The sequence below is a fragment of the Blochmannia endosymbiont of Camponotus nipponensis genome (assembly GCF_009827135.1).
GTDB lineage: Bacteria > Pseudomonadota > Gammaproteobacteria > Enterobacterales > Enterobacteriaceae > Blochmanniella.
Genome location: NZ_CP046534.1, coordinates 449,983 through 474,431 on the forward strand (window position 1 = coordinate 449,983; position 24,449 = coordinate 474,431).

General features: G+C 29.5%; 18 protein-coding genes and 3 tRNA genes. 19 read left to right on the forward strand and 2 right to left on the reverse strand.

Annotated elements, in window-relative coordinates; translation table 11 throughout:
- Window positions 1-37 precede the first annotated feature (37 nt).
- The 4 genes from secB (at window position 38) to pfkA (ending at window position 4,021) form a co-directional block, all read left to right on the forward strand.
- Complete coding sequence (gene secB / locus GN161_RS01885) at window positions 38-493, forward strand: protein-export chaperone SecB (protein WP_159715540.1); 456 nt, start codon at window positions 38-40, stop codon at window positions 491-493.
- A 28-nt stretch (window positions 494-521) separates the two neighbouring features.
- On the forward strand, window positions 522-1,541 hold the full coding sequence (gene gpsA, locus GN161_RS01890) for an NAD(P)H-dependent glycerol-3-phosphate dehydrogenase (RefSeq protein ID WP_420021880.1): 1,020 nt from the start codon (window positions 522-524) through the stop codon (window positions 1,539-1,541).
- 60 nt (window positions 1,542-1,601) lie between these two features.
- Complete coding sequence (gene cysE / locus GN161_RS01895) at window positions 1,602-2,357, forward strand: serine O-acetyltransferase (protein ID WP_159715034.1); 756 nt, start codon at window positions 1,602-1,604, stop codon at window positions 2,355-2,357.
- 701 nt (window positions 2,358-3,058) lie between these two features.
- Entirely contained in the window at window positions 3,059-4,021 is a 963-nt protein-coding gene (gene pfkA, locus GN161_RS01900; protein ID WP_159715036.1) for a 6-phosphofructokinase, read from the forward strand.
- 129 nt (window positions 4,022-4,150) lie between these two features.
- On the opposite strand, the gene tpiA is transcribed toward pfkA, so the two are convergent.
- Window positions 4,151-4,927, reverse strand: coding sequence for a triose-phosphate isomerase (tpiA, locus tag GN161_RS01905; RefSeq protein WP_159715038.1), 777 nt, complete (start codon window positions 4,925-4,927; stop codon window positions 4,151-4,153).
- A 224-nt stretch (window positions 4,928-5,151) separates the two neighbouring features.
- Window positions 5,152-5,901 (reverse strand): ferredoxin--NADP(+) reductase, encoded by a 750-nt coding sequence (locus GN161_RS01910; RefSeq protein ID WP_159715040.1) that lies wholly within the window; start codon window positions 5,899-5,901, stop codon window positions 5,152-5,154.
- Window positions 5,902-7,459: 1,558 nt separating this feature from the next.
- Here GN161_RS01910 and rpmE point away from each other — a divergent pair.
- The 15 genes from rpmE to rho all read left to right on the forward strand — a co-directional run bounded on the left by rpmE (window position 7,460) and on the right by rho (window position 24,116).
- Window positions 7,460-7,711: a 50S ribosomal protein L31 gene (gene rpmE, locus GN161_RS01915; RefSeq protein WP_159715042.1), complete on the forward strand. Its 252-nt coding sequence runs from the start codon at window positions 7,460-7,462 to the stop codon at window positions 7,709-7,711.
- Between the two features lie 268 nt (window positions 7,712-7,979).
- The gene (gene metB, locus GN161_RS01920; protein WP_159715544.1) at window positions 7,980-9,128 is read left to right on the forward strand and encodes a cystathionine gamma-synthase; all 1,149 of its coding nucleotides are present in this window, start codon (window positions 7,980-7,982) and stop codon (window positions 9,126-9,128) included.
- A 453-nt stretch (window positions 9,129-9,581) separates the two neighbouring features.
- Window positions 9,582-10,475, forward strand: coding sequence for a methylenetetrahydrofolate reductase (gene metF / locus GN161_RS01925; protein ID WP_159715044.1), 894 nt, complete (start codon window positions 9,582-9,584; stop codon window positions 10,473-10,475).
- 464 nt (window positions 10,476-10,939) lie between these two features.
- On the forward strand, window positions 10,940-11,776 hold the full coding sequence (gene murI / locus GN161_RS01930) for a glutamate racemase (RefSeq protein WP_159715046.1): 837 nt from the start codon (window positions 10,940-10,942) through the stop codon (window positions 11,774-11,776).
- 478 nt (window positions 11,777-12,254) lie between these two features.
- A tRNA-Ala gene (locus GN161_RS01935) sits at window positions 12,255-12,327 on the forward strand.
- 153 nt (window positions 12,328-12,480) lie between these two features.
- Window positions 12,481-12,554 (forward strand) — tRNA-Asp (locus GN161_RS01940).
- A 21-nt stretch (window positions 12,555-12,575) separates the two neighbouring features.
- Window positions 12,576-12,649: transfer RNA gene (locus GN161_RS01945), tRNA-Trp, on the forward strand.
- 1,299 nt (window positions 12,650-13,948) lie between these two features.
- Entirely contained in the window at window positions 13,949-15,589 is a 1,641-nt protein-coding gene (ilvG, locus tag GN161_RS01950; protein ID WP_159715048.1) for an acetolactate synthase 2 catalytic subunit, read from the forward strand.
- Between the two features lie 4 nt (window positions 15,590-15,593).
- Window positions 15,594-15,830 carry an acetolactate synthase 2 small subunit gene (ilvM, locus tag GN161_RS01955; protein ID WP_159715546.1) on the forward strand — a complete coding sequence of 79 codons (237 nt, stop codon included), beginning with the start codon at window positions 15,594-15,596 and terminating at the stop codon, window positions 15,828-15,830.
- A gap of 56 nt (window positions 15,831-15,886) precedes the next feature.
- The gene (locus GN161_RS01960) at window positions 15,887-16,819 is read left to right on the forward strand and encodes a branched-chain amino acid transaminase (protein WP_159715050.1); all 933 of its coding nucleotides are present in this window, start codon (window positions 15,887-15,889) and stop codon (window positions 16,817-16,819) included.
- Between the two features lie 82 nt (window positions 16,820-16,901).
- Window positions 16,902-18,752 (forward strand): dihydroxy-acid dehydratase, encoded by a 1,851-nt coding sequence (gene ilvD, locus GN161_RS01965; RefSeq protein ID WP_159715052.1) that lies wholly within the window; start codon window positions 16,902-16,904, stop codon window positions 18,750-18,752.
- 10 nt (window positions 18,753-18,762) lie between these two features.
- The gene (gene ilvA / locus GN161_RS01970; protein WP_159715054.1) at window positions 18,763-20,307 is read left to right on the forward strand and encodes a threonine ammonia-lyase, biosynthetic; all 1,545 of its coding nucleotides are present in this window, start codon (window positions 18,763-18,765) and stop codon (window positions 20,305-20,307) included.
- A 61-nt stretch (window positions 20,308-20,368) separates the two neighbouring features.
- On the forward strand, window positions 20,369-21,871 hold the full coding sequence (gene ilvC, locus GN161_RS01975; RefSeq protein ID WP_159715056.1) for a ketol-acid reductoisomerase: 1,503 nt from the start codon (window positions 20,369-20,371) through the stop codon (window positions 21,869-21,871).
- Window positions 21,872-22,088: 217 nt separating this feature from the next.
- Window positions 22,089-22,427 carry a thioredoxin gene (trxA, locus tag GN161_RS01980; protein WP_159715060.1) on the forward strand — a complete coding sequence of 113 codons (339 nt, stop codon included), beginning with the start codon at window positions 22,089-22,091 and terminating at the stop codon, window positions 22,425-22,427.
- Window positions 22,428-22,856: 429 nt separating this feature from the next.
- The gene (gene rho, locus GN161_RS01985) at window positions 22,857-24,116 is read left to right on the forward strand and encodes a transcription termination factor Rho (protein ID WP_159715062.1); all 1,260 of its coding nucleotides are present in this window, start codon (window positions 22,857-22,859) and stop codon (window positions 24,114-24,116) included.
- Window positions 24,117-24,449 lie beyond the last annotated feature (333 nt).

Below are 24,449 nucleotides of genomic sequence, written 5' to 3' on the forward strand. Positions count from 1 at the left end.
TTTGTTTGTTAGGATCAAAGATAGTAAGGTGTGTTTAGTGGCAGAAAGAAACAGTAATGATATATTATTTCATGTGCAAAGAATATACACTAAAGATATTTCATTTGAAGCTCCGAATACTCCTGAAGTTTTTAAAATAACGTGGCATCCAAGAATTAAGGTAGACTTAAATAGTAATTATAAGAAAATACATCTGAATATATATGAAGTAGTGTTGTGTATCACTGTTACCGCAAGAATTGGAGAAGATACGGCTTTTTTATGTCAAGTTAAGCAAGCTGGAATTTTTGATATTTCAGGGCTTGACAGTACTCAAATGATACATTGCCTAAGTGCGCATTGCCCGAGTATTTTGTTCCCTTATGCTAGGGAATGTATAAGTAACCAAGTTTCTAGGGGAACTTTTCCTCAAATTAATTTAGATCCAATTAATTTTGATACTTTATTTGTTAGGTCTTTAAAAAACAAATATGATGATACGCTTAAAAATTAATATATTAAAATAGTTAGTTTTAATTATTGTGTCTATTATACGTCCTATTGTAACTATAATTGGAGCGGGGTCTTATGGAACGGCCATGGCTATTGCTTTATCTAGTAATGGTCATACAGTGTTGTTGTGGGGTCATAGTTCTGATCATATTCAAAGACTTAAAATTAATCGATGTAATCAAGCCTATTTACCAGGTATCACTTTTCCATCATCGTTGTATTTGGAACAGTCTTTATCTGTAGCTTTATCAACTTGTCGAAATTTATTAATTGCGGTTCCAAGTTGTGTATTTAGTCATGTCTTAATGCGGATGAAACCAAATTTAAGGAATGATACTCGTATTATTATAGCATCTAAAGGATTAGAACCGAAAACTGGACGTTTATTACAAGATGTGACATATCAAATTTTGGGAAAAGATATCCCTCTCGCGATTATATCTGGACCAACTTTTGCCAGAGAATTGGCATTGGGATTACCTGCTGCAATAACATTAGCTTCGAATGATACTATATTGGGTTATGATCTGCAAGGTATATTACATTGTAGTAAAAATTTTAGAATATATAGCAATACAGATACTATTGGTATTCAAGTAGCTGGAGCAGTAAAAAATATCATTGCTATTGGGGCAGGTATTTCTGATGGAATAGGGCTGGGATCAAATGCGCGAACGGCATTAATTACACGTGGTTTAGTGGAAATGTCTCGATTGGGAATAGCAATGGGAGCGACCTCAGATGTTTTTGTGGGATTAGCTGGGTTAGGAGATTTGGTATTGACTTGCACTGATGATCAGTCACGTAATCGTCGTTTTGGAATATTATTGGGACAAGGTTTAAATATATGTCATGCTCAAAAAAATATTGGTCAAGTAATAGAAGGATTGTATTCCATAAAGGAAGTATATATGCTGTCTATTAAATATAAGGTAGATATGCCGATTACTGAACAAATATATCAGATACTGTATCAAAATAAAAATATCCATGAAGCAGTGTGTTCTTTATTAGGACGCACACAAAAAGCAGAAAAAATGAATAGTTAGTGCAATTAATAGTGTAATGTTTTAATTATTATTAATACCATAAAATGGTTAGGTAAATTTATGTCTTTAAATGTATTAGAAATAGTTTGGAGCAATATTAAGGTTGAAGCGAGATTATTAATTGATTCTGAACCGATATTAACTAATTTTATGTATGTAACTTTGTTAAAACACAAAAATTTTAAAGATGCTTTAATTTATATATTGTCTAAAAAATTAACTAATGCAGATATACCTGTAATTGATGTAACTAAGATATTAGAAGATATATACAGTGCTGATGATAAAATTATTATTTCTGCTGCGCAAGATATTCATGCAATACGTTTAAATGATCCCTCTATAACTAAGTATTTTACTCCTTTTTTGTATTTAAAAGGATTTCATGCATTGCAAGCGCATCGTATTTCTCATTGGTTATGGAATCATAATCGTCAAGAATTGGCTATGTATTTTTATAATCATATCTCCACGGTTTTTAATGTAGATATCCATCCTGCTGCAAGTATCGGATGTGGTGTTATGATAGATCATGCTACTGGAGTAGTAATAGGAGAAACATCAATTATAGAAAATAATGTATCTATCATGCAGTCTGTGACTTTAGGTGGAACTGGTAAAGTAATAGGTGATCGTCATCCTAAAATTAGACAAAGAGTTATGATTGGTGCAGGTGCTATTATTTTAGGAAATATTGAAATAGGGTATGGAGCGAAAATTGGAGCGGGTTCTGTTGTACTACATTCCGTACCACCTCATTCTACAGTTGCAGGAAAACCTGCTAAGGTTATCAAAAAATTTAATAAATTACAATAGTTTTCGTATTAAAAACAAATATATATATAAACCTGAGTTTGTTACAGTTATGGAATATAAATGTAAATACTATATTATTAAATATTTAAAAATAGTGTTATTTATATGCAATAATTAGTTATTGCAGATATATATTTTTAGACGGGCATAAATTGATAACGTTTATTAGAAATAAAGACGTATTATAATGAACCATTCAATTTTATTAAATAATTATTATTCATAAAGCTTCATATCATTTATATCATTTAAAGCAGTGATATGTCAGATATATATAATTATATTGTCAACATGTACATGTATTTTTTTGGTTTTTCTTTTTAAAATAATTTTTATTATATGATATATATAATTGAAGTTGTGTGTTAATACAGTTATATATATAATATAAGTAAGTAATTTTATAAACTTATAAAAACTAATGTACTTCATGATCAGTGTATATGATGTGATAAAATCATCGTAATAAATAAATAGTGTTCCAATATTTAATATCAAAAAATATTATTGACTAAATTTTTTAATTTAATTACAAGCATAATAGTGTGAAAATTCGCTGTAATTTTAGATATAATTATATATATTTAATGTAGTCGTTCATATTTTTATTTCATAAAACGATTATTTTCTATTATTATGTTTTATATAAAAAATATGGTTATGGTCTGTTGTTAGTAACAATATAATAGAGTTTTCTATCTATGATAAAAAAAATAGGAGTACTGACAAGTGGGGGTGATTCTCCGGGAATGAATGCGGCTATTCGAGGTGTAGTGCGGGCAGGTTTATCTGAAGGATTAGAAATTTATGGAATATATGATGGTTATTTGGGATTATTTCAGGATCGAATGATACCATTGAGTCGTTGCAGTGTTTCAGATATAATAAATCGCGGAGGTACTTTTCTTGGTTCTGCTCGTTTTCCTGAATTTAAAGAAGATACCATTAGAACGAGAGTCATTAATAACATACATAGACGTAATCTTGATGCTCTCATAATAATTGGAGGGGATGGGTCTTATTTAGGCGCTCGGAGTTTGAGTGATATGGGGTTTCCTTGTATTGGGTTGCCTGGTACTATTGATAATGATGTGGCAGGAACTGATTACACTATTGGTTATTTTACAGCTTTAGAAACAATTGTGGATGCAATTGATAGATTACGTGACACATCTTCTTCACATCAACGTATTTCTATTGTAGAAGTAATGGGGCGTTGTTGTGGTGATTTGACTATGGCAGCGGCAGTAGCTGGAGGCTGTGAGTTCATTGTAGTCCCAGAAGTCGAATTTAATGCACAAGATCTAGTAAATGAAATTAAATCTGGTATTTCTAAAGGAAAAAAACACGCAATAGTAGCTATTACAGAACGTATTTGTAATATATTTTATTTGGCACAGTATATTGAGGAAAAAACTGGCAGGGAAACCCGTGCTACTGTTTTGGGATATATTCAGCGAGGAGGTAAGCCTGTTGCTTATGATCGTATTTTAGCTTCTAGGATGGGAGCATATTCTATTGAACTTCTTTTACAGGGTTATGTGGGGCATTGCATTGGAGTGCAAAACGAAAAACTAGTACATTATGATATTAATGATGCAATACAACATATGCAACGCCCATTTCGTCAAGATTTATTAAAAACGGCTAAAAAGTTATTCTAAATTGTAAATTATCATAATGATGTATTTATCTTATGAACATTTATTATATATATTTGTGTATGTTGTTAGCTGTTAATATTATATGATATATGTTTATAATATAAAATTCATGCGGTTTATATGATATTACTAAGAATGATGGAGTTGCTCATATTTTTCAGCTATTTGTACAATCGCAGCAAAACTATCCGCTTTTAAAGAAGCAGCTCCTACTAATACACCATCAATGTCTTTTTGATTTAAAAATTGAATGACGTTTTCTGGTGTTACAGATCCTCCATACTGCATTGTGATTGTATTAGCTACGGATACATCACAACTTGCAATGTAATCTCGGATGAATTTATGCACTGCTTGTACATTTTCTGGAGATGCGCTATTACCACTTCCTATAGCCCATATGGGTTCATACGCGATAACCGAATTTTTTAATGCTTCTACACCAATTAATTTAGTTATTGTCTTAATTTGATTAATACATATTGATTGGGTGTATCCAGAATCATATTCATTTTTATTTTCTCCTATACACAAAATAGGAATTAATCCAATTTTTTTTAATATAGAAAATTTTTTAGCAATATATACATCGTTTTCCTTATGATGTATTCTCCTTTCAGAATGACCTATAATAACATATCGTGTATGAAGATCTTTTAGCATTTCTGCAGAAATGTCTCCAGTAAAAGATCCAGAAAAATGAACGTCAACGTTTTGCGCGCATAACTGAATGTGGCTATCTAGTAAATAATGTCGAACTATATCTAAATACATCACGGGGGGAGCTACAGCTATATTACATTTAGAAATGTTAGAAAGATTATTAACTAATGCAATAATTAAATTAGTTATGGTATTCTTATTACCGTTTAATTTCCAGTTTCCGACAATTAATGGATGCTTCACATTATTTCTCCTACGAACATCATATTCTACATAGTAATTATGATGTGTTAATATTGATAAATATACCTAAGAATAATGCTATATATTTTTGCAATATGATAGTTAAATATTTAAAAATGCATCGGTTGTGTGTTGTAGTAAATTGATATTAAAATCATTTGCAATTTTAATATCAATTTAAAAATGTATTGTAAGTGTAATTACATAAATTAGAAACATTTACGTTACCAATAACGTTCTTGGGTAACATGCCCTGGTTTGGATAGTATATGATCTGTCATTCCATATTTTTTGTTTAATATTTTTTTAGTATCATGTATCATCTGTGGGTTCCCACATAACATGACATGACTATTATCAATGTTTAATTGTAATCCTACTTTTTTTTCTAAAGAATCATTTTCTATTAAGGTAGGTATGCGTCCAAAAAGTGAATTAGGATATTTTTCTTGACTTATAATTGTTTGTATATGCAATTTTCCATTATAAAAAATTTTTAATTTTTGCATTTGAGATAAATAATTTAAATTTTTAAAAAATCGTACTGCATGTACCAATACAATATTTGAAAATTGATGCAGCCGTTCATCTTGATCTTCAAGTATTGATAAGTATGGACCAATTCCTGTTCCACTAGCTAACATCCATAAATTTTCGCAATTTGGAATTGCATTTAGCACAAAACGTCCATACGATTCTTTGGTAAGCATAAGAGTGTCACCGGGACATAAAGTACATAATAATGGAGTAAATTTTCCTGTTAGCACAGTAGCTATATAAAATTCTAAATTTGGATTACGTGGGGCATTAAGATATGAATAGGCACGGTGAATAATCATATTATTGATGTTGATGCCTATTTTAGTGAATTGTCCTGCAGTAAATGTATTGACTGGGGCGTGCACAATAAGACTAAATAATCGATTTTTCCAGTGTTTTATATCAATAATTTTTCCGGTGACCCATGTAATCATAGAGTTTACCTATAATTTTAATTATATTTCAATGTTTGATTGTATAAAATTATTTCATTGATGTGATGATAATCATCATTAAAATAATGTGTATCTGTTGCTTGAATCTTATATATAAATCTAATATACAGTATTTTTATAAAAATTTGTTATAAGAAATAAACATATAAATATCTTCAAATTACTGTTTTATTGGGTTAATTATAATTTCATAATATAAGACATTTATATATCTAGTCAGATATTTCAACTGTAAGTTTTATAAAAAATCATTCTGTATGTAGAATTTCTTATTTGTAATATTACGTACATATATCACATAATAGTCATTGTGTTATATTACTTATGTATTTTAATAATTTTTAATTATGGTTGGATATAAAATTTATGAATTCATATATGATAAATATCATTCATGCATTTATGTTACTATAATAAACAAATGATTATTAATAGAAATATTTTGCCACGATAATATCGTTTATCTAATATATTGTAGTTTTTCAAATATTATTTTATTGCAAAATATTTTATATTACCGTTTATCCCAAAAAATGATATTATGAATTCGTATAATAATTTATGTAGCTTTTAGTGTGATTTTAGCATAAATAATGAGAAATCTATTCTTTTATACTAGATGAAATTGCAATTGAGTGTGGATTATATTTACCGTACTGAATTATATATGGATAGCTTTAATAATTTATCAATTATTTTAATATTTTATATAATTGTTTTGTAATTGATACATCAACTTTTTGATTTTAGAATACATAAGACTTCGTATGAATTATATGAAATATCTTAATTGAATGTTACAGGTATGTACATGTCATGTAATTATTAGAGTTAATTAACAAGTGTTAAATGTTTTGTTTTATAACTTAATAGTAGATAAATAGCTATATGATATAGTTTGTATACTTAATTTGGTCTAAAAATTAAATATGAGCACTATTGGTTTGTCATAATTATGGTTACTATAAATACTCGAGTGTTTGATAGAATTAGGATGTTATACATTATATAAATATAACTAAATATTATTTTTATGGTGATTACATAAATCATATCGATGCTGTTATTAGCATTATGATCATTTTAATAAGTGGTTGATTTGATGCATGCGTGGGTCTTTGTGTATAAATTCATCGAAAGTTTTAGTTGCAGACTAAATATAGCTAATAACTAGAGTGGATTATAATTTTTAGTTAATCACATGTACAACATAATGTGTATTATGTACATCTTCAATATTTTTATTTACTTATATTTATAAGTAGATGTAATAAATGCGTAAATTTTATATAAAATTTTATGAAAATGGATTTATACATGTCAATAATAAGTACTTTATAAATTTTAAATTTATTGTCATAGATTATTATAGTCATGTACATATAATAGTTAATAATAAAATTACTTGGTTATAGATGTGGCTACTATATAATGTTGAGTTTTTTAAACAAACATGGAATAAATTTATAATTTATATTTGTTATGTTGTTTTATTAATTAACAGAAATTTAGTATTAATTAGCGCGAGAATATTATAATGAAGAAAAATATTCACCCAAAATATGGTGAGATATCTGCACGTTGTTCATGCGGAAATATTATTAACATTAGATCCACTCTAAATCATAACTTACATTTAGATATTTGTAATTTATGTCATCCATTTTATACAGGTACGCAACGTATAGTAGATACACGTGGGCGTGTAAGTATTTTTAACAAGCGTTTTAATGTGGTTGGTGATGCTGATTTTTTACTTGTTGATAAAAAATTGAAGAAACATAGATAATTGATGAATATTATTTCTCTATGTATACATGTATGCAGCGTAGTAAAAAAAAGCATCAATTCTATAACAAGCAACATATGTCATCACGTGTTATTACTGTGAGTAATTTATATTTGATATACATATGAAATTTTGATTATTATAAATAATTTATAAAGTAACATAGATTCTTGTTGAATAAATGTATAAAAATTTAATTATAAAAAGCATCTTTATATGCATAAATAAAAAAATTAACTATATTTTTAAAAATATAAACAAGTAGGTTATTATTATGAAAAAATCTACAATCAGCGTGAGAAGTGGTTTAAATAGTGATGCGCAACATGGTTGTGTTGTGCCTCCTATCACTCTTTCAACTACTTATAATTTTTTTGAATTAAATAAGCCTCGTCCTTATGATTATTCACGACGAAAAAATCCTACGCGTGATGTAGCTCAAAAAACTTTATCAGATTTAGAATGTGGAACGCATGCAATCATGACAAGCAGTGGTATGTCTGCTATTTATTTAATATGTTCCGCTTTGCTTAAACCAAATGATTTATTGATAGCGCCTCATGATTGCTACGGAGGTACTTATCGATTATTAGATGCTTTAAATAAAAAAGGCACATGTAAAGTATTATTTATTAACCAAAATGATACACAAATGTTTTTACAATCATTAGCATATAAACCTAAATTAATTTTTATAGAAACTCCAAGTAATCCTATGCTTCGAATAGTAGATATTTATGCTATTTGCAAGTCTCAAAAAGATACCTTATATGTTGTAGATAATACATTTATGACTCCAGTGTTTCAAAATCCATTAATTTTAGGTGCGGATTTAGTAGTGCATTCTTGTAGTAAATATTTAAACGGACATTCAGATTTAATTGCAGGCGTAGTAATTTCTAAAGATGCATATATTTCTGATAAATTAGCCTGGTGGGGTAATACGCTTGGTATTACTGGCAGTGCTTTTGATAGTTATCAGTTGTTGCGTGGTATACGTACTTTAATTCCTCGTGTTCATCAACAACAAAATAATACAAAAAGTATTATTGCTTTTTGTCAAAAACAGCCTCAAATTAACGAATTATATTACCCAGGATTATCTGTTCATCCTGGATATGCCATTGCGTGTAAACAACAGAGCGGATTTGGATCAATATTTAGCTTTGAGCTCAAAGGGAATAAAAATGTGTTACTGCGATTTTTACGATCATTAAAATTATTTACATTAGCAGAATCGTTTGGAGGGGTGGAAAGCTTGATTGCTCATCCAGCTACTATGACTCATGCTGCTATGCCAGAAAACGTTCGAAAACGTGCTGGAATTAGTGATATGTTGCTTCGTGTTTCAGTAGGACTAGAAGATAGTGATGATCTTATTACTGATTTAGAACAGGCATTTAGCTCAATACAGTAAAGTATAATATATTTATTAACAAGTGCTTTATTAATAAAGCACTTGTTAATAAATATATGTGGAAGTATTATTTACTGGTAATATTGATTAATTAAATAGGCACAAAATTTATGTAAGATATATAAGTGGATATTTGAAATAGATATTCATATATATACTTAATGCAAATTTCAGTTATATAGTTTTTATGTAGGATATAGAGAAGTAATAAATTCATTATTATAATTTAGGATATAATAAAGATATTTAATTAGTTGATAAAAAATATTTTTGTTATTTATTAATTATATGAGTAAAGCATTTATAATATAGTTTTTAGTTTATTCCTTTAAAGGGTTTCATTTATTGTAATAAATGATGTTTTTTAAAATAGACATGGCGTGTATATATGAACACCCCATGTCTAAAATGTTTTATGTGTATTCATTTATAGAATAGTGCGGGAGGTGAAACATGAGTATGTTTCATGCCACTCAACAGAAAGTATTAAATCAATATTTAGCTGAGTTACAAGGAGATATTAATGTTTCATTTGAATTTTTTCCTCCACGTAGTGACGGAATGGAAAAAATATTATGGGAAACTATAAATAAGTTAAGTACATTGAATCCTATTTTTGTTTCTGTAACATATAGTGCTAATTCTGGAACGCGAAATTATACTGACAAAATCACTAAAGAAATAAAAAAACGTACTGGGTTAATAGTAGCACCTCATTTAACGTGTATTAATGAAACTCCTCAAGCATTACAAATGATTGCTCAAGAATATTGGAATAATGGTATTCATAATATTGTTGCATTGCGAGGGGATAAAATAAAAAAAAATCATCAATCATCTATGTATGCTGCAGATTTAGTATGTTTATTAAAAAAAATTGGAAATTTTGATATTTCAGTGGCTGCGTATCCAGAAGTACATCCAGAAGCAAAGAACGCACAATCAGATTTAATTAACTTAAAAAAAAAAATAGATGCTGGTGCTAGTCGAGCAATCACTCAATTTTTTTTTGATGTAGAACAATATTTAAGATTTAGAGATCTTTGCGTCTCTGTTGGAATTAATACAGAAATTATTCCTGGAATATTACCTATTTTTGATTTTCGTCAATTACAACATTTTGTTACTTTTACTAAAGTGAAGATACCAGATTGGATGTATGTAATTTTTCATGGTTTAGATCATGATGTAGACACACAGAAAATGCTTGGAACATTTGTGGCAATAGACATGATTAGAATTCTTATTAAGGAAGGAGTAAGAAATTTTCATTTCTATACTCTTAACAGATCAGATTTAACATATGCAATATGTCACACTTTAGGGACAAAAAATAAAAATGCATAACGTAATTAATTTATGAATGATATTTTTATAACTAATTAAACAATTATAAACTACTTTTCTTTTGCGATTAGTTATAATTAAACATGATGTCTTAATAAGTATCTTAATATAGATCTATTTTTTATGTGTACCGAAAGATATGTATGTTTTATGTTTTTTTATATAAATAATACATATTGCATTAACGATAATTATTAATTATTATACGATCTATATATTATAGTATCTGTATAATTATAAATAAAGACGCAAGAACATTAGTTGTGTACAATGTTTGTATGAAAATGTAGATATAACGTTCAATATAGCATTTTTTATATAAGATAATGACTTATTTAAGAAAAGATATATATATTCTTTCTGTTATGGAGAGAAGTTACAAGTAACCTCGTATTTTATGTGTTGTATATTTGACCATACTAGTTTATATGTATGGGGTACAAAGTAAATATTTAATAAAATATATGACTTATTTTTTTAAAAATATATACAAACAACCAATAATTTTAATATTAGATTCTGGAGTAGGTGGTTTATCTATTTATACCGCGATACGAAAAATGTTGCCATATGTATGCTATATATATTTTTTGGATAATCAGGCTTTTCCATATGGTGAACATTCAGAAACATTTATTATCAATCGTGTAATCTCTATTATTAAAGTTGTGCAAAGTCGACATCAATTAGATCTTATAATTATTGGTTGTAACACTGCTAGTGTGGTTGCATTAAAAATATTACAGAATTATTTTATATGTCCTGTTGTTGGAGTCATACCTGCAATTAAATTAGCATCTAAATTAACAAGAAACGGCATTATTGGAGTATTAGCAACACACCGTACCGTAAATCATAGTTATACTTGGAGTCTTATAAAACGTTTTGCAAATAAATATAAAGTTATGTTATTGGGCACATCTGAATTAGTAAATTTGGCTGAGTCTAAAATGTACGGTAAAAAAATGCCGATATCAATATTTCGTGATATTCTTAATCCTTGGTTAGAGATGAAACAACTTCCTGATGCTATAGTGCTTGGATGTACTCATTTTTCTTTATTGAAAAAAGAATTAATTTCGGTATTATCTTCAAATAGTTATTTAATAGATTCTAGGCGTTCGGTTGCTAAGCATAGCTTACGTTTACTACGTAAGAATATTAATGATCCTATAAATAATTCTTATTCTTTTAGAACAAATAAAGTTTATTGTTCTATGAGTACTACAGAAGTTATCAAATTAAAATCTATATTATCATCCCATTATGATTTTTTTTCTTTAGAAGTACTATCGGTATAAATTTTATATATATATTTGTTAGTGTTAGAATAAAAATCTAAAACTTTAATTGTTATGTATTAAAAATACAGAATATTTATGCTATATATCAATATATAATAATGATTTTTTATTGTTAGATTATTTCATCAGGTTTTATTTAAATGTAGATATTTTTTTAAATCTAAAACATATATATGTATATATATAAATATTTTAATTTAATTCAACACTATTGAAGTGCGCTTACAGATTTAATTTAAACTATAAATTGATTTTTTTTAATTAAAAAATAATTATTTAATTAACGACGGTAATATTATTCCAATTTTACTGGGTATTTAATTAATAATATATGGGATGGATAATATTTTATATGATAGAAAAATTAAAAAATCTTATTGAAAATGGATTTCATTATAGATAATTAAACCTTGTGATTATTTTATTTTAATTTGCATGTTTATTCGAAAATTGTTACAATGTGACTAATCGATGCGGGGCTATAGCTCAACTGGGAGAGCATCTGTTTTGCACGCAGAAGGTTAGCGGTTCGATTCCGCTTAGCTCCATTGTCAATATGATTATTCATTTGTTGATAATTTGAAATTAATCGTTGAACAGCAGTGTATTGTATAAAAAAATAAAAAAATTGTATATAGAATGATTAATAAATTTTAAACATGCTGAGTAGTGATTATGATTATCGTATAATTATTGGTAATGGTGCGGTAGTTCAGATGGTTAGAACATCGGCCTGTCACGCCGGGGGTCACGGGTTCAAATCCCGTCCGCACCGCACTGTATCATTGTGAATGCAAGGGGTGTAGTTCAAACAGGTAGAACGTCGGTCTCCAAAACCGGGTGTTAGGAGTTCAAGTCTCTTCACCCCTGTAAACTATAAAAGACTACAATATATAAAACGCATATCAAGGGTCTTGTAAATGATATAATGAGCTATTACATTATATAATCTGTAAAAATACACAATGTGATACACTTATTTTTATTTTTGTATTTTTCAATAGAAATTTAGTAACATTTTAATATTATGTTAGGTGAGTGTGTTTAATTTTTCAAAATATGACATATATGATTATTTATGTAATTCACTTGTTTAATTCAGTGTTTTATAAATTTTTTATTTTATTCATAATATGTTTAATTAGTAACTAAATTGTATAAGTTGTGTGTATCTTGTTTATATTTTATACATTTGGAAAATTATTATTAGGTATGGTTTAACATAATAAATTATTTATGTAGATTAAAGTTTCAAGTATTAAAAAAATTATAGTTACATCCAAGATTTAAATCCTATTTATTTAAATAAATAGGATTATTATTTAATTTTTTTGATGATATAAATGTTATTAGTATATGTGATAAGTGTAGTTATTACAATAATAGAGCATTAATAAAGATCAAATTAGATAATAATTATGAATCCACAATTATACACGATATTATTTTATTAGTAAAATGATTGCTAAATATCGATATATATATAACACATATAAAATATAATTCAATATACCATATACTTAAGAAAGACATATACTATATAACAGAAAAAGCATTTACTAAAAAGTATTTAAATAAAATAAAGTTTTTTTATTTTATTAATATTGTGAATATTTAATATTTGCCTTTTTATTAGTGTCATTGTACACTGGTTTTATTGTTCAATGAATTCAATAACCTAACGAATAATATTAACAATAATAATATTACATATTTATAATTAAAAACGTAGAAATCATTTTTTTATAACATTATTGTTAATTTTTAATAAAACATATAAAAAAATAGATTTTTTTTGCTGATTTGATTATTAAAAATAATATAATATGCAGTATATAAAGTAAATGTATTTATAAGACAAACAACGTGTTTTTTTAAATCAGAAAATTATTATATTTATTTTTTAGAAGTAAAATTATTTTTTAAAATTAATATGTAATACAAGGCGTATATTTATATTGCAGATATGGGTGTGAATAATTATTTTATTAAAATAAAAATTATTTTAATATTCTGTCTACAACATTTTATAAAAATTTTAATTCATTTGAATCTAATAAACAATATGTAATTTCTACATATTTATAATGGATTAAAAATAGATTTATTTATATGAATAGCTTGATTAAACCATTGTTTCATTTATAAAAATCACACGAGGAAATAAGTATGAACGGAGCTCAGTGGATAATAAAAGCACTGAGAGAAAAAGGTGTAGATATTATTTTTGGTTATCCAGGTGGCGCTATTATGCCAATATATGATGCATTGTTTGATTCTGAAGTAGAGCATTTATTGTGTAGACATGAACAAGGAGCAATTATATCTGCCATAGGATATGCTAGGGCCACTGGAAAAGTTGGTGTATGTTTTGCGACTTCTGGTCCAGGAGCTACTAATCTTATCACTGGTTTGGCTGATGCGTTATTAGATTCTGTCCCTATAGTAGCTATTACTGGTCAGGTAGGATTAGAAATGATTGGTACGGATGCATTTCAAGAAATAGATGTATTGGGACTATCTTTAGCGTGCACTAAACATAGTTTTTTAGTGCATTCATTAAATATGTTACCTAAGATTATTGATGAAGCATTTTTTATTGCTTCTGAAGGAAGACCAGGTCCAGTGCTAATAGATGTACCTAAAGATATTCAATTATCCACTGAAAAATTGACATTGAACTATTGTGCGAACAAAAAACATATTTGTAATATTGAAGGTGATATAGAAAAAGCTCGTGTGCTAATACTTCAAGCACATCAACCTATACTTTATGTAGGGGGAGGCGTGGGCATGGCTGGAGCAGTGACCGCATTACGTACATTCATTTCTAAGACAAAAATACCTACTGTAGTAACATTAAAGGGACTCGGTGCCCCGGATTATACAGAAGATTGTTATTTAGGAATGTTAGGAATGCATGGTAATCAAGCAGCTAATTTAGCAGTACAAAAATGTGATTTATTAATTGCAATCGGTGCTCGATTTGATGATCGAGTAACTGGACGATTACATACTTTTGCTCCACAAGCAAAAATAATTCATTTGGATATTGATCCTTCAGAATTCGGTAAATTACGCTTGGCTCATGTTTCTTTGTTGGGAAATTTAAATGATTTGCTATCTAAATTGACACAATCTTTGTCTATTGATGCATGGAGGAAAAAAGTAATATCTTTAAAATTAAAGTATCGTTGGGTTTATCCATCATCTAATGACAAAATTTACGCACCAACTTTATTAAGAGAAATTAGTGAAAATGCTCCTTATGATACTGTGGTTACAACAGATGTTGGGCAACATCAAATGTGGGCTGCTCAACATATGCAATTTACTCGTCCAGAGAATTTTATTACTTCTGGAGGGCTTGGAACTATGGGATTTGGCACACCAGCAGCTATTGGAGCACAAATTGGTCGACCTAAGCATATGGTGATATGTATTTCTGGCGATGGCTCATTTATGATGAACGTACAAGAACTAGCTACTATAAAGCGCAGGAATTTACCTATTAAGATCGTTTTGTTAGATAATCAACGTTTGGGGATGGTACGTCAATGGCAACAATTATTTTTTAATAAACGTTATAGTGAAACTATATTGACAGATAACCCTGATTTTATTGTTTTGGCTAAAGCATTTGATATCCATGGAATATGTATTGCTCATAGAGCTCAAATGCTAGATGCAATTAATCTGTTATTTACGCATACAGGGCCTTTTTTACTACATGTACTGATTAATGCACAAGAAAATGTTTGGCCGTTAGTACCACCGGGTGCTTCAAATGATGCTATGTTGGAGCAGTAATATGATGACTTATTATTCTTTATGCATCAAAGCTAGATTTTGCCCAGAGGTACTTGAACGTATTCTCCGAGTTATTCGTCATCGCGGTTTTGAGTTACATACATTAAATATGTTGTCGTATGATAAATTAAATAACAAGAAAATAAATATTTTTTTGACTGTTTCTAGTAATAAAGCAATATATTTATTATCTACTCAATTAAATAAACTGATGGATGTGTATTGTATTGAAATTAAATAGTTTAACATTATAGATTAATTTATATTTTCTTAGACTATTTCTCGAGGCGAGATCAGATGAATACAGCAAATTTTATTTGGTTGAACGGAGATGTTATACCATGGAAGGAAGCTACAGTGCATGTAATGTCGCATTCTTTGCATTACGGATCGTCAATATTTGAAGGCATGAGATGTTATAATTCTTATAAAGGTCCGGTGATATTTCGTCATCGCGCACATATACAAAGATTATGTAACTCTGCAAAAATGTATCGTATGCCTATTTCCTGGAGTATTGATGATTTAATGCATGCTTGTAGAGTTGTTATTTGTAATAATAATTTAATCGATGCATATATTCGGCCTATAGTGTTTATTGGAAATGTAGGATTACAAATTAATCCAACTCCTGGATATACAACTGATGTTGCTATAGCGGCTTTTTCTTGGTCGTCTTATTTAGGAAAGGATGCTTTAAAAAAAGGAATCGACATTATGGTATCTTCTTGGAATAGGATTCCGGCAAATACCCTTTTAAGCTCAGCTAAAGCCGGAGGGAACTATTTATCATCCATGTTAATTAGTAATGAAGCCCATCGGCATGGCTATCAGGAAGGAATAGGATTAGACATATACGGTTATATTTCTGAAGGTGCTGGTGAAAATTTATTTGAGGTTAAGAATAACATTATTTTAACGCCACCATGTGCTTCTTCTATTTTACCTGGAATCACACGTGATGCTATTATTAAATTAGCATCAAACATTGGTTTAGAAGTGCAGGAGCAAATTTTATCTCGTGAATCTTTGTATGTAGCTGATGAAATATTTATGTCTGGTACTGCTGCTGAAATTACCCCAGTACGTAGTGTAGATGGAATTCAAGTGGGTACTGGTACATGTGGACCTGTTACTAAAAAATTACAGTGTTTGTTTTTTGATTTATTTACTGGGGTCACTGTAGATCAATGGGATTGGCTGGATCCAGTTTACAAAAATATTGATTAATATTACGCATTTTAATTCTTAAAGAATCGAACATTCGATATAACATATATAATAATAGAATACTGGATGGAGGAGTTTAAATATGCCTCAATATCGTTCTACTACTACTACACGTGGTCGTAATATGGCTGGGGCTCGAGCATTATGGCGTGCTACAGGTATGACTACTGAAGATTTTGATAAAATGATTATTGCTGTGGTTAATTCATTTACTCAATTTGTTCCTGGTCATATACATTTACGAAATGTAGGTACATTGGTCGCTGAACAAATTAATGTTCATGGAGGAGTTGCGAAAGAATTTAATACTATTGCAATAGATGATGGTATCGCCATGGGCCATAGTGGTATGCTATATTCATTGCCATCTAGGGATCTTATTGCTGATTCCGTAGAGTATATGATTAATGCTCATTGTGTTGATGCTATGGTATGTATTTCTAATTGCGATAAAATAACACCTGGAATGTTAATGGCAGCATTACGCTTAAATATTCCAGCTATCTTTATATCCGGTGGCCCAATGGAATCTGGAACAATAATGTTATCTAATCAAAATGTTAAATTAAATCTAGTTGATGCAATTATTTCTTCCGAAAATCCTAATATATCTGATGTTGATAAAGAAAATATTGAAAAATCAGCGTGTCCTACATGTGGATCCTGTTCAGGAATGTTTACTGCAAATTCTATGAATTGTTTAACTGAAGCGTTAGGATTAGCTCAACCGGGTAATGGGTCGTTGTTGGCTACTCATGGTGATCGTAAAAAATTATTTTTAAATGCCGGTAAATATATTGTGTATTTGGCTAAATCTTATTATGAAGAGAATAATTTTTCTATTTTACCGCGTAATATAGCTAATAAATTTGCTTTTGAAAATGCAATGATGTTAGATATTGCAATGGGTGGTTCTACTAATACTGTATTGCATTTACTGGCAGCTGCTCAGGAAGGAAAGATAGATTTTACTATGGAAGATATTGATAGATTATCTCGAAAAGTACCACATTTGTGTAAGGTAGCTCCAAATACTAAAAGATATCATATGGAAGATTTTCATCGCGCTGGGGGAGTAATGGGTGTGCTTGGGGAACTATATCGTTGTGGTTTATTACATGGCAATACACGTAACGTGTTAAATCAATCTTTATTAGAAACGTTGTCACACTATGATATTATTTCATGCGATAATTTAGAATCAAAAAATATGTATTCTGCAGCTCCAGCAGGAATACGCACTGTACAGGCATTTACTCAGAACAACAGATGGATATCATTAGATGTAGATCGATGTTCTGGTTGTATTCGTTCTCGTGAATACGCATATAGTCAAGATGGGGGATTAGCGGTTTTGTACGGAAATCTTGCTATAGATGGTTGTCTTGTAAAAACAGCCGGAGTACACTTAAACCTTCAAAAATTTAGCGGACCGGCTAAAGTTTATGAGAGTCAAGAAGAATCTGTTCAAGCAATTTTAACAGGAAATGTACGTCCTGGAGACATCATTGTCATTCGATATGAAGGCCCAAAAGGTGGACCAGGTATGCAAGAAATGCTGTATCCAACATCTTTTCTAAAATCTGTGAGTTTGGAGTTATGTTGTGCTTTAATTACAGATGGTAGATTTTCAGGGGGGACATCAGGGTTATCTATTGGTCATATATCTCCTGAAGCCGCTAATAAAGGATTGATAGGATTAGTACATGATGGAGATATAATTAATATTGATATTAATGCACGTAGTATTATCTTAGAAGTATCTGAACATATACTGAAAATAAGGTATGCAGCAGAAGTTGCTCGAGGCACTAAAGCATGGACCCCAAAAAATAGAAATAGAAACGTATCCACTTCTTTGAAAGCATATGCGCATTTGGTAACAAGTGCAGATAAGGGAGCAGTTCGTGATATATCTAAATTATTAGGGTAATATATACTAGATGAAAAAATTGCGTTCTTTTTATCATAAGCCATGTCCTGCAGAATATTTGTGTATTGCCTTGCGTTCTCATGTATATGAAGTAGTGCAAATAACTCCATTGCAAATTATGAATAAACTATCCCAACGTCTTGAAAATACAATATTAGTCAAACGTGAAGATAGACAGCCAGTACATAGTTTTAAACTACGTGGGGCGTATGCTATGATTTCAAGTCTTAATGAAACACAAAAATCTTCTGGGGTTGTTACGGCTTCAGCAGGTAATCACGCTCAAGGTGTAGCTTTTTCTGCCACTCATCTAGGAATCGCATCTTTGATTGTAATGCCTACAAATACTGCTGATATAAAAATAGACGCAGTACGTAGTTTTGGAGGAAAACCACTGTTATGTGGATCTAATTTTGATGAAGCTAAGGTTAAAGCTATGTATTTAGCTGATAAACATAGGTTAACGTTTATTCCTCCGTTTGATCATCCAACAGTGATTGCAGGCCAAGGAACATTAGCAATGGAATTATTACAACAGGATGCTCATTTAGATCGTATTTTTGTGCCAGTAGGAGGAGGTGGTTTAGCTGCAGGTGTTTCTGTGTTAATTAAACATCTTATGCCTCAAATAAAAGTTATAGGCGTTGAGTCATCAGAATCTGCTTCTTTATGTGCTGCATTGTCAGCAGGGATGCCAGTATGGTTGCATAAAGTAGGTTTATTTGCTGAAGGAGTAGCTGTACGATGCGTTGGAGACGAAACATTTCGTTTATGCCAAGAATATTTGGATGATGTGATTACAGTAGATAATGACGCTATTTGCTCCGCAATAAAAGATTTATTTGAAGATGTACGTGCTATCGCTGAACCTTCAGGTGCTTTAGCATTAGCTGGAATGAAGAAATATATTCAAAAATATGCCATCCGTGGTGAAAGATTGGCTCATGTACTTTCGGGTGCTAATATAAATTTTCATGAATTGCGTTATATTTCAGAACGTTGTGAACTAGGAGAACAACGAGAAGCGTTAATGGCAATTACCATTCCGGAAAAAAAAGGTAGTTTTTTAGAGTTCTATAAAATATTAGGTAATAGATCAGTGACAGAATTTAATTATCGGTATAATGGTTCTAAAAATGTTTGTATTTTTATTGGTATACGTTTGAAACACGGACGTTCTGAAAGAAAAATGATAGTACGAGAAATACTTGATCATGGGTTTCATGTTGTAGATTTATCTGATGATGAAATGGCAAAATTACATGTTAGATACATGGTGGGAGCACGTTTATTCCAGCCTTTACAAGAGCGGATTTTTAGTTTTGAGTTTCCAGAGGCTCCGGGAGCGTTACTAAAATTTCTTCATACTTTAGGTGCTAATTGGAATATTTCTTTATTCCATTATCGCAATCATGGTACTGATTATGGACGTGTTTTAGCTGGATTTGAATTATATAACCAAAAAAAATCGGAATTTGAACAGTATCTATCTAAATTAGGATATGAATGGCATGATGTTACAACTAATCCGGTATTTGAAGTATTTTTAAATTAATAAGAATATTTTTTCTAAAAATTATGAAATTGTTTTTAACTTTATTTAAAAGAGATATTTTATGGCTAATTATTTTAATACATTGACTTTTATACAAAAATTAAAGCATTTAGGAAAATGTCGGTTTATGGCTCATAATGAATTTTCCAATGGAATTCAGGCATTATTATCTAAAAAAGTGGCAATAATAGGCTGTGGATCTCAAGGTTTAAATCAAGGTTTAAATATGAGGGATTCAGGCGTAGATGTTTCATATGTTTTGCGCCGTGAATCTATTATTAACCAAAAGGAGTCTTGGATAAGAGCAATACGAAATGAGTTTCCTGTCGGAACGTACGATGAAATTATTCCAAAGTCAGATGTTGTGATTAATTTAACTCCAGATAAATATCATACGTCAGTAGTACAGCAAATAGAACCTTTGATGAAACATGGATCTATATTAGGTTATTCACATGGATTTCATATTGTAGAGGTTGGAGAAAAAATTCGCAAAGATATTACTGTTATAATGGTCGCTCCAAAATGTCCTGGTACAGAGGTACGTCAGGAATACCAGAGAGGATTTGGAGTACCTGCTTTGATTGCCGTACACAAAGAAAATAATACCTATAATATAGGTATGTCCGTAGCAAAATCGTGGGCATTTGCTCTTGGTAGTCATCGTGCTGGAGTATTAGAATCTTCATTTGTAGCAGAGGTGAAATCAGATCTTATGGGGGAGCAAACTATTTTATGTGGAATGTTACAAGCCGGATCAATTATTTGTTTTGATTACATGATTAGTAATGGCATTGATTCTGGATATGCAGGGAAGTTTATTCAGTATGGTTGGGAAGTTATAACTGAATCATTAAAGCAAGGAGGTATTACATTAATGATGGATCGATTATCAAATGCTGCTAAAATACGTGCTTTTGTATTATCTGAGCAATTAAAAAATATATTGAAGCCAGTTTTTGAAAAACACATGGAAGATATACTGAATGGAACATTTTCTGAGGAAATGATTTTGGATTGGAAAAACAATGATGCTAAATTGCTTGCTTGGCGCAAGGAAACAGGTCAACTTTTATTAGAAAGAGTACCAAATTGTCAACAGGAGATTATGGAGCAAACATATTTTGATAATGGGACATTAATGGTTGCTATAATAAAAGCAGGTGTGGAGCTATCTTTTGATACAATGATAAAAGCTGGAATAGCGCCAGAATCAGCATATTACGAATCATTACATGAATTGCCTTTGATTACAAATACTATAGCTCGTAAAAAATTATACGAAATGAATATGGTTATTTCTGATACCGCAGAATATGGTAATTATTTGTTTTGTAACACAGTAGTGTCTTTGTTAAAAAACACTATAGTATCTAATTTAAAGGAAGGGGATTTAGGTATATCATTTAAAAATATTAAGATAGACAATATTACTTTGCGTAACACCAATGATATGATTAGAAATCATGCAATAGAAAAAGTTGGAATTAAATTGAGAAATTATATGCAAAATATGAAAAGTTTATCGTTTTCTAATTATCAACATATACAAAAAGAATTATGATTATTTGCTACTACAGTACCCTTGTTATTAGAGAGGGTTATTTGGATGATGGATTGAATAATGCAAATATTTTTTGAAATAAAAAAGGTAAAAATTATATTGTATAATTAGTTATGTGAATCACTTTGATTAGTAGTCTAGTCTATATACACAACGAATAAAAATAATAATAATCAATATATAATGATTAGTAGCAAATAAATTATAAGGAGTATAAATGAGTAGAATTATTGTACAGCTGACAGATTCTAATTTTAAAGAAATAGTGCTCAATTCTGTCAATCAAGAAAGTAAGTTATTTTTAGTTGATTTTTGGGCCGAATGGTGTAATCCTTGTAAGGTGATGATACCTATTTTAGAAGATATAGCGGTTGAATTTGATGATATATTAAAAGTAGCAAAATTAAATATAGATGAAAATCCAGTAACTACTAAAAATTATGGAATTCGGAGTATTCCAACTTTGTTGTTAATTCGTCATGGAACGGTGTTGTCTACTAAAGTAGGATTATTATCCAAACAAAAATTACAGGAATTTTTAAAGATGTATAGATAAGTTGTGATTTTTTTAAAATTTTGTAATTTTTAAAAATATTTAATATGTTAGTAGACGTTTCTTTTCGATTACAGTAGAATAACTGTGTGTCGTTTATGATTAATTACAAATATTTAATTTTAATGGAATCAGGATGTATTAGTATAATTATAATAGTGAAAACAATGATCATATACTGTAATTAGAGAAGGTTTAACATGGATGTGTTCTAATATCGCGATGAGATTATTGGTGGTTTTTTATAAGTTTATGTTTCTGTGTAATCCGATAATAAATAAAATTTTGTGTTGGTCTATGTTTAGTGTTATTGGAAATGGGATGAGTTATTGAGGTTTGATTGTAAGGGAAATTATTAACATTATGTTTTACATGCACCTTATGTCTGTAAGGCCAACAGTATATATAATTCCAATTTAAGCATCCATAATTATGAATCTTACAAAATTAAAAAACATACCAGTCTCTGAGTTAGTGCATCTTGGAGAAGGCATGGGTCTGGAAAATTTAGCACGTATGCGTAAACAAGATATTATTTTTGCTATTTTTAAACAACATGCTAAAACTGGGGAAGATATTTTTGGTGATGGTGTCTTAGAAATATTGCAGGATGGTTTTGGATTTCTTAGGTCTAGTGATAGTTCTTATCTTGCTGGTCCAGATGACATTTATGTGTCTCCTAGTCAAATTCGTCGTTTTAACTTACGTACTGGAGATACTATTTCTGGTAAAATTAGACCTCCAAAAGAAGGTGAACGTTATTTTGCATTACTTAAAGTAAATGATGTGAATTATGATAAACCAGAAAATGCTCGTAGTAAGATTTTATTTGAAAATCTTACTCCATTACATGCTAATTCACGATTGCGTATGGAACGAGGCAATGGTTCTACGGAAGATTTGACCGCAAGAGTGTTGGATTTAGCATCACCTATTGGGCGTGGTCAGCGCGGATTAATTGTGGCGCCTCCTAAAGCTGGAAAAACTATACTTTTACAAAATATTGCACAAAGTATTAGTCATAATTATCCAGATTGTGTATTAATAGTACTTTTAATAGATGAACGTCCAGAAGAAGTTACCGAAATGCAACGTTTAGTGCATGGAGAGGTGATTGCATCTACCTTTGATGAACCAGCGTCTCGTCATGTGCAAGTATCTGAAATGGTTATTGAAAAAGCTAAACGACTTGTAGAACATAAAAAAGATGTTATTATTTTGTTAGATTCTATTACTCGATTGGCTAGAGCTTATAATACTATTGTGCCTTCATCTGGAAAAGTGTTAACAGGAGGAGTTGATGCAAATGCTTTGCATCGTCCGAAACGTTTTTTTGGGGCTGCTCGTAATATGGAAGAAGGAGGCAGTTTAACTATTATAGCTACTGCTTTAATAGATACTGGATCAAAAATGGATGAAGTAATTTATGAAGAATTCAAAGGTACTGGTAATATGGAATTACATTTGTCGAGAAAAATAGCTGAAAAGCGTGTTTTTCCAGCTATTGATTATAATCGATCTGGAACTAGAAAAGAGGAATTATTAACAACTCAAGATGAACTGCAAAAAATATGGATTTTACGCAAAATTATTCACCCAATGAGTGAAATTGATGCAATGGAGTTTATGATGAACAAATTATCTATGACTAAAACTAATGATGAATTCTTTGATATGATGAAACGTTGTTGATTTATTTTAGTATTATATTGTATTGCCTTATGCTATCAGTATACACTGATTTTTATCATATAATTATTTTGATTTTTTATAAGTTGAATATATAAATAATTTTAGAAATTATATAGTTAAGTGTTTTTAGTATCTTCATATGTCAGTAATAATTAATTCACTATTTATATGTATCAATGTTGACGATTATCTTCATTTTATTTTTTATATATGTTGTTAGTGATACAGCATATGATATTATTGAATAATTTTTATTTTTATAAGAATTATTATTGTATATTGTTTGTTTTACTGATACTTAATTAGTATTTTTTTATATAATAACAATTATTT

What these genes read in the sequence shown, in the direction of transcription:
- cysE (WP_159715034.1), top strand. Translation starts at nt 1,602, where the DNA reads ATGTCTTTAAATGTATTAGAAATAGTTTGGAGCAATATTAAGGTTGAA.
- pfkA (WP_159715036.1), top strand. Translation starts at nt 3,059, where the DNA reads ATGATAAAAAAAATAGGAGTACTGACAAGTGGGGGTGATTCTCCGGGA.
- GN161_RS01910 (WP_159715040.1), bottom strand. Translation starts at nt 5,901, where the DNA reads ATGATTACATGGGTCACCGGAAAAATTATTGATATAAAACACTGGAAA.
- rpmE (WP_159715042.1), top strand. Translation starts at nt 7,460, where the DNA reads ATGAAGAAAAATATTCACCCAAAATATGGTGAGATATCTGCACGTTGT.
- metF (WP_159715044.1), top strand. Translation starts at nt 9,582, where the DNA reads ATGAGTATGTTTCATGCCACTCAACAGAAAGTATTAAATCAATATTTA.
- murI (WP_159715046.1), top strand. Translation starts at nt 10,940, where the DNA reads ATGACTTATTTTTTTAAAAATATATACAAACAACCAATAATTTTAATA.
- ilvG (WP_159715048.1), top strand. Translation starts at nt 13,949, where the DNA reads ATGAACGGAGCTCAGTGGATAATAAAAGCACTGAGAGAAAAAGGTGTA.
- ilvM (WP_159715546.1), top strand. Translation starts at nt 15,594, where the DNA reads ATGACTTATTATTCTTTATGCATCAAAGCTAGATTTTGCCCAGAGGTA.
- GN161_RS01960 (WP_159715050.1), top strand. Translation starts at nt 15,887, where the DNA reads ATGAATACAGCAAATTTTATTTGGTTGAACGGAGATGTTATACCATGG.
- ilvD (WP_159715052.1), top strand. Translation starts at nt 16,902, where the DNA reads ATGCCTCAATATCGTTCTACTACTACTACACGTGGTCGTAATATGGCT.
- ilvA (WP_159715054.1), top strand. Translation starts at nt 18,763, where the DNA reads ATGAAAAAATTGCGTTCTTTTTATCATAAGCCATGTCCTGCAGAATAT.
- ilvC (WP_159715056.1), top strand. Translation starts at nt 20,369, where the DNA reads ATGGCTAATTATTTTAATACATTGACTTTTATACAAAAATTAAAGCAT.
- trxA (WP_159715060.1), top strand. Translation starts at nt 22,089, where the DNA reads ATGAGTAGAATTATTGTACAGCTGACAGATTCTAATTTTAAAGAAATA.
- rho (WP_159715062.1), top strand. Translation starts at nt 22,857, where the DNA reads ATGAATCTTACAAAATTAAAAAACATACCAGTCTCTGAGTTAGTGCAT.